Origin of the sequence: Pseudoalteromonas sp. PS5 (assembly GCF_004103255.1) — a bacterium.
Classification (GTDB): Bacteria; Pseudomonadota; Gammaproteobacteria; order Enterobacterales; family Alteromonadaceae; genus Pseudoalteromonas; species Pseudoalteromonas peptidolytica.
The window spans coordinates 1-15,454 of record NZ_RCSQ01000044.1; the positions used below are offsets into that span (position 1 = coordinate 1).

At 43.0% G+C, this 15,454-nt stretch carries 10 protein-coding genes; 7 read left to right on the forward strand and 3 right to left on the reverse strand.

Annotated elements, in window-relative coordinates; all coding sequences use genetic code 11:
• Positions 1-230: 230 nt before the first annotated feature.
• A complete protein-coding gene (locus D9603_RS06005; protein ID WP_128730629.1) occupies positions 231-923 on the reverse strand; it encodes an SDR family oxidoreductase in 693 nt (230 codons plus the stop codon).
• 143 nt (positions 924-1,066) lie between these two features.
• Positions 1,067-1,453 (reverse strand): STAS/SEC14 domain-containing protein, encoded by a 387-nt coding sequence (locus D9603_RS06010; protein ID WP_128730630.1) that lies wholly within the window; start codon positions 1,451-1,453, stop codon positions 1,067-1,069.
• 188 nt (positions 1,454-1,641) lie between these two features.
• On the opposite strand from D9603_RS06010, the gene D9603_RS06015 reads away from it, so the two are divergent.
• From D9603_RS06015 to D9603_RS06045, 7 genes are all read left to right on the forward strand, one after another.
• Complete coding sequence (locus tag D9603_RS06015) at positions 1,642-2,439, forward strand: putative porin (RefSeq protein ID WP_128730631.1); 798 nt, start codon at positions 1,642-1,644, stop codon at positions 2,437-2,439.
• A gap of 153 nt (positions 2,440-2,592) precedes the next feature.
• Complete coding sequence (locus D9603_RS06020) at positions 2,593-5,844, forward strand: S41 family peptidase (RefSeq protein WP_194086955.1); 3,252 nt, start codon at positions 2,593-2,595, stop codon at positions 5,842-5,844.
• Between the two features lie 442 nt (positions 5,845-6,286).
• A complete protein-coding gene (locus D9603_RS06025; RefSeq protein WP_128730632.1) occupies positions 6,287-8,599 on the forward strand; it encodes a ferritin-like domain-containing protein in 2,313 nt (770 codons plus the stop codon).
• A gap of 12 nt (positions 8,600-8,611) precedes the next feature.
• Complete coding sequence (locus tag D9603_RS06030) at positions 8,612-9,565, forward strand: DUF692 domain-containing protein (RefSeq protein WP_128730633.1); 954 nt, start codon at positions 8,612-8,614, stop codon at positions 9,563-9,565.
• On the forward strand, positions 9,562-10,446 hold the full coding sequence (locus D9603_RS06035) for a DNA-binding domain-containing protein (protein WP_128730634.1): 885 nt from the start codon (positions 9,562-9,564) through the stop codon (positions 10,444-10,446). Before D9603_RS06030 ends, D9603_RS06035 begins: the two co-directional genes overlap by 4 nt.
• 281 nt (positions 10,447-10,727) lie before the next feature.
• The gene (locus D9603_RS06040) at positions 10,728-12,740 is read left to right on the forward strand and encodes a HAMP domain-containing methyl-accepting chemotaxis protein (RefSeq protein ID WP_128730635.1); all 2,013 of its coding nucleotides are present in this window, start codon (positions 10,728-10,730) and stop codon (positions 12,738-12,740) included.
• Between the two features lie 390 nt (positions 12,741-13,130).
• On the forward strand, positions 13,131-14,735 hold the full coding sequence (locus D9603_RS06045) for a HAMP domain-containing methyl-accepting chemotaxis protein (RefSeq protein WP_128730636.1): 1,605 nt from the start codon (positions 13,131-13,133) through the stop codon (positions 14,733-14,735).
• A 206-nt stretch (positions 14,736-14,941) separates the two neighbouring features.
• Here the strand turns inward: D9603_RS06045 and D9603_RS06050 are convergent, their stop codons facing one another.
• The gene (locus D9603_RS06050; RefSeq protein WP_128730637.1) at positions 14,942-15,340 is read right to left on the reverse strand and encodes a hypothetical protein; all 399 of its coding nucleotides are present in this window, start codon (positions 15,338-15,340) and stop codon (positions 14,942-14,944) included.
• Positions 15,341-15,454 lie beyond the last annotated feature (114 nt).

Below are 15,454 nucleotides of genomic sequence, written 5' to 3' on the forward strand. Positions count from 1 at the left end.
TTAAGTCAAATTGGTATTAAGTGGTCTACTATTTTGAAGCGAGAAAATCTTGTCGATAGCACCGCTCCACGCCCTGCTCACGCCGAGGTATTTATGTTCTGTAAGCAATGTAAGGATTTCTATTTGGTTGTTCTAAATAGAAATTTTTAACGCAATTAGGCGTCAGATTTACTCCTTCAAATTGAGCACGTATTAAGGCTAGTTGTTATTAAACATAACTTATGCGGCGATCACCAAGGAATTGCATCTCCTTTGTAGTCATAAAAGCCACCACTTTGTGCATCAACAAAATGTGATAACACGCTATAAAGCCCAGCAGCCGACTCCTCTGGTGTAACTGGTGCCTCAGCTCCCCCCATGTCTGTTTGAACCCAACCAGGGTGCAATGCCACGGTACGGATCCCATCAACCAGTAAATCATTTGATAAGCTTTTAATCACTGAGTTCACTGCAGCTTTGGAGCTGCGATAAATATATCCACCGCCTTTGGTATTCATTGTGTGGCTACCAACTTTGGATGACACCGCGGCAAATATTTTTTCTGTTGAGTTACTTAAGTGGGTATAAAAAAGCTCAGCAAGTCGCATGGTAGCAAAGACATTGACCTCCATCACCTCACGCCACGCTTCAATATCTGTTTCTCCAAAGGCGTAACCCTTTGGTCCATATATGCCAGCATTATTAACGACAATATCAATGGCAACTGGCGCAAGCTTTTCGCTCAACTCCGTCATTTGATCAAAATTAGTGACATCTAGGGCGAACACCTGAAGTTCAGGAAACGTCGCAGATAACGCATTTAAGTCAGTTGCAGCTAGTGGATCTCTACATGTTGCAAGCACGTGCCACCCCGATTGGAGGTAAACCTTAGTTAACGCAAGTCCAATCCCACGATTAGCACCTGTTATCAGTATTTTTTTCACAGAGTCAACTCCCAAGCCATTCAGATAAAAGCCGCTGGTGTTTATTCACTATACATGATGAGCAACTGGATAATCCACTTTTTAGACCAGTAGGATTCCTGTATTCATCATTGCACATCAATGTATTACTGTTTTGTGTGTGGTTATGATTTGTTTCTAACCCAATGTATTGCCTGACTTTTATCTCGAAAATATTTTACTTCTCCAGTTATAACCCAACTACCAATCAATGCAGCAAGGCGATGCCACTTTTTGCCACCATAAATGGCCACTCTTTTAAACTCGTGACTGTGCGTTAGTACTATCTGAAAATCGTCCCACATAGCCCTAAGCTCCCAACCTTCAAAGTCAATCGCATCAATCAGTGCATACACTTTTGGAGATTTTACCGTTTTTATCACCTCTTCAATGATAGGGGTAATAGCAACGTAATCTTCATGGGTGAGCTTACCGCTGAGTATTAAGGTTAAGTAGATATTTTCTTGAGACTTCTCAGTACCTATAGAAATACCATGAAACGACTTTGACATTACGCTTCCTATTTACATGTAAACCAACTAAAACCGAAGTGCAGATACAAATAAAGCATAAGTAAAGCTAAGCGATTACGCCAATTCATCAATTTTTGATCTCTGTCAGTTCCTGTTCAGATTTCTAATACTACTATGCGCGCCGTTGAGTCGATGTAGCTCAATGTATGGAAATATAAAGGATGAACATGAAAAAACTACTATCTATCGCAGCTGTTTCACTACTTGTTTCAGCGACCGCTCAAGCTAACGCAGGAAACGTTCAAAAAGAGTGGTTCAACGCTGCTAGTTACACAGACTACGATAGCTCCGATAACAGCTTACTGATGCTTTCTTCTGACTACTTTTTCGCACCTCAAGAATCAGTTGGCGTATGGGATGACTTTGGTTACCTAGATACAGACAGTAATGTTGGCCTAAGCTATGCCAACGATGATTTCTCAAATGCCTTTTCTGCTCACGGTGAAGGGTTTATCACTAAAGAGTGGTTTGTTACTGGTAGTATTTCAGATCTTGGTGAAGCTGACGATCACTACTCTTTTGGCTTTGGTTACTTATATAACGAGAACCTAAAGCTAAGTATTCGTCAGGAAGAGTTCGAACATGGTGATACAACTTGGTTCAAAGCAGAATACAACCATGAGCTCAACTCTACAGATTATATTGGTTTTACCATTGAAACCGAAGATGAGTTTGATTACCTAAACCTAAGTGCTCGTTATTTGATGCACGTAGGTGGCGAAAGCTACTTCACAATCGACGTGGAACATAACCGCATTGACATCGAAGGCTTTGATGACAATGTGACGAATGTACTAGCAAACTACTACTTCACTCGTAACTTTGCACTTGGCCTTGGTTCATATGACTCAGACTTAGCGGTGGAAGCGAAGTACTTCTTCAATGACACTTACTACCTTACAGGTAGTGTTGTTGACACAGATGGCGGCGAAACAAGCAACCTAACTTTTGTTGCACAGTTCTAAGTTGACACAATATTGAGGTACACCAGTGCCTCATTGATCCTCCCCCAACAACTCAACATCCCTTCGCGACCACACTCCGCGTTGGGGTGTTTTTCACATTTTGAAACAAGCTACTCATCTAAATTGGGTGCATTTCAGTGCTTAATCGTTATTATGTATCAAAATAATAACGGAAACGCCTATATTATGATGAAAATAAAAACACTCGTGCTCGCCATAGCTACGGCAGCCGCGCCTTTTGTTTCAGCGTATCAAACAGAAGATACTCGCTTACTTCGCTTTCCTGACATTCACAAAGATAAAGTCACTTTTGTCTATGCTGGCGACATTTATATCGCAGATACCAATTCAGGGAAAAGTCAGCGATTAACTGACCACATTGGTTTTGAAACTTTTCCTAAGTTTTCACCAGATGGTAGCAAAATTGCTTTTGCCGCTGAGTACAATGGTAGCCGCCAGATCTATGTTATCAATGCCGATGGTTCAGGGTTAAAACAGCTCACCTATTATAACGATGTCGGCGCGATGCCTCCCCGCGGTGGTTTTGATTATCGGGTGATGGATTGGACGCCTGACGGCAAACATATCGTGTTCAGAGCAAACCGCACCCCATGGGGTAAACGCATGGGTCGCCCATATATGGTACCTGTCGAAGGTGGACTTGAGCAGCCGATGGCCATCCCAGAAACCGGTGGCGGTATGCTCTCGCCTGATGGCAGCAAGTATGTTTACACCCCTATCGACAGGGAGTTTAGAACCTGGAAACGCTCACGCGGTGGCCGTGCACAAGATGTGTGGGTTTACGACCTTGAAAACAACACGTCTAAACAGCTCACCACTGATAAAGCAACGGATCAGCAACCGACTTGGGTAAATGACAGTATTTATTTTGTATCTGATCGTGACTATACACTCAACCTGTATAAATATCGCGACGGTAAGTCTCCAGTAAAAATGACTGACCACAAAGACTTTGATGTCTTGTGGCCATCAGCAGGTCCTGACGCCATCGTTTATGAAAATGGCGGTTACCTATATCGTTTTGATGAAGCGACAAAGTCTGCCAAAAAGCTAAACATTGATGTTGCTGGTGTGCGCCAATATGCCATGCCTTACAGCAAAAATGTCAGTGATTTTATTGATTCAATGGATATTTCACATGATGGTAAACGTGCATTGTTTACTGCTCGTGGTGAGTTATTCTCTGTTCCAGTAAAACAAGGTCCAACTCGCAACATTTCTTACACCCCAGAAGGCCGAGAGATTGAAGCAAGCTGGTCACCAAATGGCCGTTATATTGCCTACATGAGTGATAAAACAGGTGAATATGAGATCTATCTTAAAGATAGAGCAAATAACAACAAAACCATCCAGTTAACCGACAATGGTACCATCTGGCGCTTTACGCCAATTTGGTCGGCTGATAACAGCAAACTGCTCTTTGCTGATAAAAACCACACGCTATGGTGGGTTGATGCGAAATCTGGTGATACGCATAAAATTGATACCGCCAAATACGATGAAGATGGTTTAACCGAATACACTTGGTCACCTAACAGCGAAGATATTGTTTTTGTTAAAAACAACGAGAACCGCTACGCCTCGCTATGGCACTATAATATCAAAGATAAAAAGGTCACTCGACTGACTGACGAAATGACCAGCGAGCGTAACCCGACTTTCTCGCCAGATGGTAACTACATTTACTTTACGTCTGAACGCGACTACAACCTCACCTTTAGTAGCTATGAATTTGATTATATGTTCAACAACGCCACACGTATTTACAGCGTCGCGGTAAACAATCATATCAAGCCATTAAACGCGTTTGAAAGCGATGAGTTAAGCATTCAATCAGACGATGAAGCAAAAGCTGATAGCACCAAAAAAGAAAATTATATTGATGCCAACGGCTTTATGTCTCGGGTTGTATCCCTCTCCGCTCCAGCCGGTAACTACGGTGCGCTAACAGGTGTCGACGGTGGCGTTCTAACACTAACAGGTGGTGCATTAAAGCTACTTGGTAGCGAACCTGATAGCAAACTAGAAACAGTTGCCGAAGGGGTAAGCAGCTATAAGGTTGCCGCTGGCGGTAAGCATCTAATTGCTCGTGCTGGCAATAATTACAGTGTTATCGCACCTAAGCCAAAACAGGACTTAAAGAGCAGTCAGCTTGACCTATCTAAGATGACACTGAAAATCGACCCTAAAGTTGAATGGCAACAAATGTATGTAGAAGGCTGGCGTACATTGCGTGATTGGTTCTACGATGAGAATCACCATGGCCAAGATTGGGATGCAATTTTAGAGAAGTATCAGCCTCTTGCCAATGCAGTTGCGCATCGTAGCGACCTAGACTACGTACTAAGTGAAATTGCAGGAGAGATAAACGCCGGTCACATTTACGTGCAATCTGGTGATGCTCCAACAGCCGAGCGCAAAAAGCACGGCTTGCTTGGTGCAGAAATAAGCGCTCACCAATCAGGTTATGTGAAAATTGAACGTATCTTTAAAGGTGAAAATTGGCATGAGAACTACCGCTCACCGCTTGACGAGACAGGCGTCAATGCCAATGTGGGTGATTACATCATCTCTGTAAATGGTCGCTCAGTAAAGGAAGTGGTTAACTTTTATGAGTTACTTGAAAATACCCAAGGTGAGCAGGTTGAGCTTGTTCTAAGCAAGTCTCCAAGTGCCGAAAATAGCTGGAAGACAACGGTCAAGCCTGTTGCCAGTGAGCAAGGACTACGTTACATGGCTTGGGTGCAATCACGGGCTGACTACGTAAGCAAGCTTTCCGATGGTAAAATCGGCTACGTCCACCTACCAAATACGCATTATGATGGTAACCGTTCTTTATTTAAGAACTTTATGCCACAAACAACGAAAGAAGCGCTGATCGTCGACGATCGTTATAATGGTGGTGGTTTTATTCCTGAGCACATTATTACTTGGCTTGCTCGTAAACCGCTTAATTACTGGAAACGTCGTGGTGTTGAGCCAACAAAAACTCCACAATTTGCCCACGACGGTCCAAAAGCGATGTTGATCAACGGCTATTCAAGTTCAGGTGGTGATGCCCTACCTTACTATTTCCGCCAAGCGGGTCTAGGAAAGCTAATTGGTACACGCACTTGGGGGGGCTTAATTGGGATTTCCGGAAACCCAAGCCTTGTTGATGGAGGCCAAGTGATAGCAGCAACCTTCCGTATCCTAGATAATGACGGCAACTGGATCATTGAAAATGAAGGAGTAAGCCCTGATATCGAGGTGATAGATAGGCCTGAACTGATCCACGCAGGTAAAGACCCTTCTGTCGAGCGTGCGGTCGAAGAGCTATTGAAAGAGTTAAAAGACAACCCGAAAAAGACACTAACAGTGCCACCTGCACCAACTAAGTTTTAAATTCATATTCAAAGTGGTTTAAAGGGTCACCTTTAAACCACTTTTCAGCCTCGCTGCAGCCACCAATTTCATCACTCACACTAGCACGTTATAAAAAAGTTACTGATACGTAATACTCCGTAATCGAATTTTTCCTAATTTACGTCTACTTTTATCTCGTGTGTTTATTACATATGCCTATATGCTTAAGTTCTAAGTTGCTTTAGGTACGCCGTCTGTATCCTAACTTATGCCAATTTGCTTAATCACATGATCTATTTTGAGGTGAAAAGGCTGTACCAGTAATCAGGCAAAAATTTTGCTATTAAGTTGTTTTTAATATGAAATATTTAACGCTGTTCGTGCCTTGTTTACTCCTTAAAATTGAACACATATTTAAACAGATTAGTACTATTTAAGCCTGTGGTATTGCACAACATTCACCGTCACAAAGGAGCAAACCATGAATGTGCAAAACAAAACGGATCAATCTGTTGTTGAAGTAAAAGAAGAAATTGATGCCGGCGCGATGCTAAGTAATGCCCAAAAGCAACAAATTAAAGCCCGTGATAGTCAGTATAAAGCTGCTGATTTATCCTGTTTGAGAGCAATTGCTCAGGCTGCAATTAATGTTGAACTCTTTACCATCCCACTTTACATGACAGGACTTTATTCAATTCAAGGAACTCACCAAATTGCAGATCCGTCAGATCTATACCCCGGTCGCTACTGGCCTGGACTTAGCCCAACAGCGGGATATATTCCAGAGCACCGCCTAAACAAAGGCTACGACGTAGAGCTTAAGCCCCTATTTGATATCGATACTTTGGTGGGTGATGATGATGACCCAAACAACCAAAAGAACGCTTTTGAACTTTCTGTGAACCAACAAGTGTTTAACGGCGTGTATAGTGTTTTTATCGAAGAGATGTTGCACTTACAACTTGCCTCAAACATGGCAAGTAAGCTGGGCCTAACACCAAGTTTTACCAGCCCAGCGCTAATTGATGAACAGTATGGCTGGAAGTGCTATAACAACCAAAGTGGTATCCCTCATATTTTAGACTTTGCCGATTGTAGCGATGACTTGTCTAAACTCAGCCCTGAAGTTCAGGCTTATTTTAAACGGATCTTTCCAAACAAGACGTTAAAGGATCTCCGTGTCAATGCCACAGAACTTAACAAAGAGCAAACACTACTCTTTATGTTGATTGAGGAAACGGAAGAAAACGCCAAAAAAATTATTAAGAACTCATGCGTTAAAGTGAATGAGAACACCACAAGACCAAAATATTTTGAGCAAGCTCCCTTTGATTGGTGGAAGCCAGATTACACCGAAAAGAACCTACCGCTATTTGGTTCGATTGGACACATGTACCTCTGCTATTGGGATTACATTCAGATCCAATATGATGATGGCACGAGCTTGCTCGACTACGCGACCATTCAGCGTGACTATTTTAATGAACGCCCCGGTAATAAAGATTACAAGGCGCAATTCCCTGGAATTAAGGGCTCACTTTACGTTCAAGAAGATCACACTGCATTAAAAGAAGCACTAATGAATAACGTGAATGCCATTACCGATCAAGGAGAAGGCGATGGTGTAGCTGACATGATATGCAAACGCTGGGCTGATGAAAAGTGGGCACAAACTCTACTGGCAGCAAAAGCGGCTAAAGCTGATGATACACATCTCAGTACCGTAGAAGAGAAGTTCCAACCCAGTGCGGAAGCATTGAAAGCGGATTATCCTGCAAGCCCCGAAGAGGGCCCAATTTCAGGGTCAGCATGTGCACGGATCACCAACAAGTACAAAGACCACTTTCAGATTTTTACAGATACAATGAAGCTCATCGTCGAATTTGAAAAGCCTGCAAACAAGTCAAACGAGCGCTACATCACTTGGCCGACTTGGTTTGCTGAGGGGAATAGCTGGAACGAGGCATTGTTGGATCCCAAAGGTGGTGATAAAGCGGCTAAAGCCAACCCAAATCTACCTTGTGTAACCAGCGTTGTGAAGGCACTAAATAACTTAAAACTGACATCCAATATTGGTAATACGCACCAATTATTTAGTCAATCAGCAGTGGGTACGATTAAAGGGCTAACCACGGCACTTGACCGCTATTGGTCAGGTAAAACCAATGAATTTCCAGGTCCTGCGATGGGTGGCTCTGGCGATAGAATTTCTATCTGTTGGGCAACGACTGGAATTGCACCTGATTTAGTTACTGGGATTAAAACACAAGATCCAAATACCCTCTACCATGCCTGTCAAGGAATGAGTTACACCAACATTGGCGCTGATAACTTGCCACCTCCTGAGGTTTATCACAGCTGTAAGGGCAGTAACGATTGTAAAGCTCAAGGTGGCTGTGGTTTCGTGCATAGTACAACCCCGGGCGGGAGCTGTGGTGGTAGTGTATCGACTGGGCCAAAAAGTGCGCCTGCCGATAACAAGTGTAACAACTTGGGCGGCTGTGCTGTACCTATCTCTGCTTCTCAACTATTCCCTGAGCTTTCTGGTGAAGACAATGAATACGAGATGCAGCTATTTAAGTTTGACTTAAAAGATAACACCTTCTCGCCGATTAAATACAAAAATATAAAAGGTCAAAACGAAGACTTCATGCCCTACAAAAAAAGGGATGCAGTGTACGATATTGCATGGCAGGCTTACTGTAATGCCAATGGATTGTTGAAAGAGGATAATACGCCCATAGATAAACCAGAGCCTTCAGATATTCGCCTTGCACTGCCTCCATCAACTTGATTGGGAGCGAGTATGAAAAATCCAATCCGGACACAGCAGTTTGCTGCGTCCGCTACACAACAATTAACCAACTTAGGATTTGGTGTTGGCCTTCGCAGCCAACACTACCCCGTTATTATGTCTCACTTAGCGCGCGGAGTATCACTTGGTGTAGACTGGTTTGAAATCATCAGTGAGAACTATATTGATAATCACGGCTATGGTCGGCATGTGCTTGCTCAACTCAAGGAGCAATATCCACTCGTGATGCATGGTGTATCAATGAACATAGGTAGTAGCGATCCACTCAATCTTGAATACTTAGGTAAACTTAAAGCGTTGGGTGAGTATGTCAAGCCGCAGCTTATTTCTGATCATTTATGCTGGACAGGTATTGCAGGCCTAAATAGCCACGATTTACTGCCTATGCCACTCACTGACGAAAGTCTGCAACACGTTATCAAGCGTGTTGACCAAGTACAGAGTTTTTTAGAGCGCCCTTTAATACTTGAGAATCCATCAACATATCTTGAATTTCAACACTCGACCCTCACTGAAAGCGAGTTTTTTAGTGAGTTAGTCAAAGCAACTGGCTGCGGTATGCTGCTGGATGTAAATAACGTTTTTGTGAGTAGTTTCAATCACGGGTTTGACGCTGAAGCTTTTATTCGTCAGCTCCCTCATCAACACATTGTCCAACTCCATCTAGCAGGTCCTAGTGACTGCGGTGATTGTTTAATAGACACTCATGATCATCCAGTACCCGCAAGAGTTTGGCAACTCTATCAACTGGCGCAACATTTAACCGGTGGTGTGTCTACTTTGCTTGAATGGGATGCCAATATCCCAAGCTTTGGTGAACTTGTGGATGAGTTAAACAAAGCAAAATCAGTGCTTGCTGGACACATTCCAGAGCAAGAGACTGGCACCACCCTTAACGCCATTTCAACTCCAATCGTTAATGACAGAGCAGAATTAATCAAATGAAAACGCCAGATTTAACGCAAACTCAGCAGTGGCTTAGCACAGTTTTAATGGTGCGAGGCGACCTAGAAAAAAAGCTAAATATCGCAGCCAACCCTCATGGTGTAATGCTACATGACTGTATAAAAAGTACGAAAAAATTGGGGGCGATGAGAAGAGTCGACATCTATGCAGCAGGCTATGTGATGCGGTTGGTCGAATGCCTAAAGGGCGAGTTTGCGCTGCTTAACCAATTTATGGGAGAGGAAGTGTTTGAAACATTCGCCAAAGCTTTCATCGTCAGCCTCCCCTCAGAGTCTTGGACACTGCATCAGCTTGGCGGGCGCTTTGCTGACTTTCTGAGGCAAACAAAACCCATTGGAGATTTTTCCGCTCATCAGCAAGCGATGCTGAGTATACCCGCAGAGCTTGCCAAGTTTGAGCGAGCAAAAGCACAAGCTCTACTAAAACCCGGACCAGAAACCGGATCGGAAACCGGATCGGAAACCGCCCTGCCCACCCCAGCAATAAATGAAATAGAGCTACTGTGTGGGATAGCGGAGGACTTTACTATCGCAGTGCCAGAATCAGCACAGCTTATTCATACCGACTACCCCCTGCTACCACTTATTGCGCAACTTGAACAATCTACACCATACACGATACCAGAGCCAATGCAGACGCATATTGCAGTGTCTCGACAGCAATACCGTATCAAGGCTTGCACGATAAGCGATTGGCAAGCAGACTTTTTACTCCATCTACAAACTAAGCCTCTGCGCTTACGAGATGCAATAAGCTCCTGTGCTCATCACACCAATGTGGCTGTACAAACGCTCCATTCACAGCTAGCCGTTTGGTTACCAAGCGCAATGAATGTGGGGCTGGTAATGCGAGTACCGTAGCAGTAAAAGCCTCTTTAGGTGAGGTAGGGTTCTCACTGTTTCACAACACAGCGGAGCTACTTTTAATTTTAGCCTATTTGACTTTTTAAACTATTATTTAATCTGGGATTGAAATCGGTTAGTTATGCAAACCTCGATTTTTAACCAACCACAATATCGTTTCGCTGGATCGGCAGCTGATCGTACAAAGGTGACATAGCTATGCTCATTTTTGACTTGGGCTCATTGAACGATAACTTTACGGGCAAGGAAAAGCACGCTATCTACCAAATAGGTGTGTTATGAATTTAAGTAAAAAGCTCTTTGTAGCGTTCGGCGCATTAATACTGCTAATGACTTGTTCGAGCGCATTTGTTTGGGTTAAGGTTTCAACCGAAACAGCTCGAGCATTAGAAGTTAAAAATGACGACTTACCCGGTATATTGTTATATAACAAACTCATCGATATAGAGCATAAACTCAAAACATCAGCGCTTGAATACATCAACGGCGACATTAGTAAAAAAAGCGATTTCAACCAGTTATTTGCTCAATTTAAGCAAACTCAGCAGGAGCTGTACAAGTACGAGTCAGCCAAGCAATCTGATCGGGAAAAAATGGCAATAATCTTAAATACTATGACTCAATTTCACGAAAAAGTTAACCGTCAGGTATTCGATTCCTATGATCCCACATCTCACGAACGGATCAAAAGCCGCGTCTATAAGCTCAAACAAACCATAGGTGAAGATTTAGAGTCCATTTTAGACAAAGCCAAAGAGCAAGAATTCAATGATGCGCTGCAGTCTACCAATTTACAGGAATCCCTCAGCGATGATTTACCTGGCGTGCGCTACTACCTTGAGTTAGTCGATGAATCAGGCGATATGCTCGCGGCAATTATTGCCTACACCATGGGTGAACCGGGAGCAAAAGCAGAATTTAAGGAAGATTCTGATAGTTTCAAGCATTATCTCGCAAAACTCAAACCACTTGAACAAAAAGAAAACGAAGTAAAAGACATTGCAACCATTGAGTCAATGTATGATGAAATTCAAAAAGAAGCGGAGTACATATTTAGCGAGTATGACGGCGGTGCAAAAGCTCGTGCAGTAGCTAGCCTTCAGCAGCTCGACAACAGCTTATTGGTCGAGCTTGCAAAAATTCTCAGTGTTTCATCTGAGGAAGAGCGCCACGATGCAGAAAGCGCACTCGACTTGCTAGTAGATGGATTAAATACCACGCTACTTATCATCATTCTGATCACATTGATTGCCGCAATATTCGGTGCAACCATTGCATTTTTCATCAGCAAATCTATTGTTTCTAGATTGAACAAGGTACTGGAAGTGGCTGAACGGATCAGCGAAGGAGATATATCTCAACCAGATATTAGTCACGACGGTGTTGATGAAATTGACGGTCTTGCGGATGCCACAAACAAAATGTCAGCATCGCTGAATACTCTACTTGTGGCTATCACTAAAGTGGTTCACGATGTACAAGTCTCCAGTAATGAAATCTCGGATACTAATAGCCAGATAGCAAACAGAAGCCAAAGCGCGTCAGAGCAATCTACACAGGTCGCAACTGCAATTGAGCAAATGAGCGCAACAGTTTCTGAAGTAGCCTCGCAAAGCCAAGTCGCTGCGGGGCATGCAGATCAAGCCAGAGTTTCAGCCAGTGCAGGTGGCGATTCGGTTGGTCAAACCATAACTAAAATAAAAGAAGCATCGAGTAATGTGCAAAACACCGCTGATAATGTAACCAACCTAGGAGAGCTTAGTAATCAAATTGGTAATGTAATAAGTGTGATCGGTAGTATCGCAGAGCAGACGAATCTACTGGCGTTGAATGCAGCCATAGAAGCTGCTCGTGCAGGTGAGCAAGGACGGGGTTTTGCCGTGGTCGCAGACGAAGTAAGGACATTAGCAGAAAGAACATCCAAAGCCACCGATGAAGTAGTGTCAACTGTTCAATCTATCCAAACACAGACGGAGCATGCCGTAGCCTCAATGGAAAGCAGCGTTGCACAGGTTGAGCAAAGCGTTACTATGGCTGAAAAAGCCGGTTCGCTATTAGAAGACATAGTAAAAGGCGCATCGGAAATCGCAACGATGATTCAATCTATTGCAACAGCAACTGAGCAACAATCTGTTGTGGCCAGTGAAATGGCAAAAGATATTGCTCACATAGAGCAATCTAGCCAAAGTTCATTGAATGATACTCAAGTCGCTGCGCATTCGGCCAAAGAACTAAACCAACAAGCTAAAGCGCTATCGGAGTTAGTTCAAAAATTTAAGCTAAAACGTTAGCAAATTAAGTGCGGTTAAAGCCACCGCACTTTTCCTTATCAACAATTATTCTTATTCATCTCAACGGGTTTTCACATCCATAAATTCACCTTTTAAATAGCTGATTCACGTCAAATAAAATTCAACTAAGCGCAATAAATAATGCAACAACTATCAATCCAGTGTATAAGTAAATCAGTGCAAAAAGCCTCTTTACGCTGCGTGCTATATATCTAAAAATGAAATACTCCGGTATGACTAACTGACTTATTTCATTTTCTTCAATGGCGCTTAATAATAACAAATCGTTACGATTAAATGCGATGAAACCGCAGCTGAACTGCAAACTAATTACAGTGCACATAAAAATAATCTATCTCAATAAAGACTCTCTACTCTCTGGTTGTAACAATGAAGCTAAGTAAAAAACTCTATTTCGCATTTGGTACTCTGATTTTACTCATGACACTATCCAGTATTTTCGTATGGTTTAAGGTGTCGACTGAAACATCGCGTGCACTTGAGATCAAAAATGATGATCTCCCCGGTATGATTTATTACAACAAATTATTGGATATAGGTCATAGACTTGAGGCATCTGCACTGGAATATGCTAATGGTGATCTGAGTAAAAAGCGTCAGTTTAATGAGCTATTGGAAGACTTTAAGGAAACACACGAAACCTTGTATTTCTATGAATCAGCCAAAGCATCTGACCGACAAAAAATGGCTGAGATTATGCGCTTGATGTCTCAATACCATAAACAGATAGATGCCACGATTTTCGCCAGCAACGGTAATGCACAAAGCAGCACCCGTGCTATTCAGCTCGCCGACACAAACTATCTCCAACCTTTGAAGAAAATATTAACCGTCTCTGCAACTGAGGAACGAGACGATGCGACTCAGTCTCTCGACCAGTTGGTTAATGGATTAAACTCAACGCTTTTGATTATTATTACTATTTGTATAATTGCCGCGATATTAGGCTTAGTAATTGCTTACTCATTAAATAAATCTATTATTACCAGATTAAATCAAGTACTAGAAATTGCTGAGCGTGTCAGCAATGGAGATATTTCTCAACCTGATATTATTCATCAAAACCAGGATGAAATAGATAGCTTAGCAACATCAACAAATAAAATGGCAGCCTCCCTTAACCACCTTCTAAAAGAAATTAGCAAAGTTGTCGGTGAGGTGCGTACCTCTAGCCATTGTATTGCTGAAACAAATAATCAGATAGCTGTGCGAAGCCAAACATCTTCAGATCAATCAACCCAAGTGGCTACCGCAATTGAAGAAATGAGTGCCACAGTGTCGGAAGTGGCAGCACAAAGTCAAATTGCAGCTGGGCATGCAGAGCAAGCTCGCTCTCTTGCTAGCCAAGGCGGTAAATCTGTCGGCGAAACAATAGACAAGATAAGAGCCGCGTCAAAGGACGTACAAAACACCGCAGACAATGTTACTAGCCTTGGAGAGCTGAGCAGCCAAATTGGTAATGTGATAGGCGTCATAGGTAGTATTGCCGAGCAAACTAACTTGCTCGCGCTCAATGCAGCCATAGAAGCAGCGAGAGCTGGAGAGCAAGGACGAGGCTTTGCTGTCGTAGCAGATGAAGTTAGAACCTTAGCAGAACGCACTTCACAAGCCACTGAGGAAGTCGTTTCGACAGTACAGTCAATACAGCAACAAACTGATCACGCGGTCAACTCAATGCAAAGTAGCGTCAGCCAAGTAGAGCAAAGTGTCGTGATGGCCGAAGTCGCTGGCTCTCAACTTGGAGAAATCGTGAAAAGTGCCTCAGAAATTGCTTCCATGATCCAATCTATTGCAACAGCAACAGAAGAGCAGTCAGTTGTGGCAAGTGAAATGGCGCGTGATGTTTCGCATATTGAAGAATCAAGCCGAAACTCACTGCAAGACACTCAAGTTGCCGCACGCTCTGGTGAGGCTCTGAGTACCCAAGCAACAACACTGGCGCAGCTTGTACAAAAATTTAATTTGCGCACGTAAGGTTGATCAATCAAGCGCTTTATTGCCATTTTTAATCTATAAGTTAAACCTTACGTACTTGTGTCTCAAGTGCGTAAGCATTCTTATCTTGTAGGAATGAATATCGCGGCGCAGACGCCACTCTCAATTACGCAATAATTGGCCTATGAAATGGCTAGCTTACATCTATAACCCGCGAATTAAATTAGCCTCAGGTAGGGTCGAAACTAATTTCTTGTGTAAACTTGGAGCAATGGGAATTTACTCTCACCAAACGATAACGTTAACGAGAGGGTTTCCCCACCATTAAAGTGCTCTGAAAGCTCCATAGGCATGATCCGTTGACCATTTGCCGTCAATGCTAACAGGTGTTTGTGCGTTAATGTGCGCCGTCCACTTGATTGGTTTTTAAGGGTAACTGTTGCAAATCGTTCACCGCTATCATTACTCATCAGCACAGCGTTAAGCACTGTAAAATCACTGCTGTCTGGATACACCTTAGCATCGTTTGGAAAGGCCAGCTCCATATGACTTGGTACTACACTGTCTATTGTCAACGCCTCTTCTGCAGCTTGGCTCTGCACAGCCAACAACATCCAAAGCGCACTCATTATCCTTTTATACATAGCTTTACCTTCCTAATATCTGTTAACTGTTTAACCTGAGACTGGGGCTATGAGTAAGTTAGCTCGTTGTTTTTGAAAATGGAAGTAGCGCCAAACCAAACGTGTTAAAAAAGG

Bases quoted from the DNA above. Each gene is read 5' to 3' on its own strand.
- D9603_RS06010 (WP_128730630.1), bottom strand. From the start codon at position 1,453: ATGTCAAAGTCGTTTCATGGTATTTCTATAGGTACTGAGAAGTCTCAA.
- D9603_RS06015 (WP_128730631.1), top strand. From the start codon at position 1,642: ATGAAAAAACTACTATCTATCGCAGCTGTTTCACTACTTGTTTCAGCG.
- D9603_RS06020 (WP_194086955.1), top strand. From the start codon at position 2,593: ATGTATCAAAATAATAACGGAAACGCCTATATTATGATGAAAATAAAA.
- D9603_RS06025 (WP_128730632.1), top strand. From the start codon at position 6,287: ATGAATGTGCAAAACAAAACGGATCAATCTGTTGTTGAAGTAAAAGAA.
- D9603_RS06030 (WP_128730633.1), top strand. From the start codon at position 8,612: ATGAAAAATCCAATCCGGACACAGCAGTTTGCTGCGTCCGCTACACAA.
- D9603_RS06035 (WP_128730634.1), top strand. From the start codon at position 9,562: ATGAAAACGCCAGATTTAACGCAAACTCAGCAGTGGCTTAGCACAGTT.
- D9603_RS06040 (WP_128730635.1), top strand. From the start codon at position 10,728: ATGAATTTAAGTAAAAAGCTCTTTGTAGCGTTCGGCGCATTAATACTG.
- D9603_RS06045 (WP_128730636.1), top strand. From the start codon at position 13,131: ATGAAGCTAAGTAAAAAACTCTATTTCGCATTTGGTACTCTGATTTTA.
- D9603_RS06050 (WP_128730637.1), bottom strand. From the start codon at position 15,340: ATGTATAAAAGGATAATGAGTGCGCTTTGGATGTTGTTGGCTGTGCAG.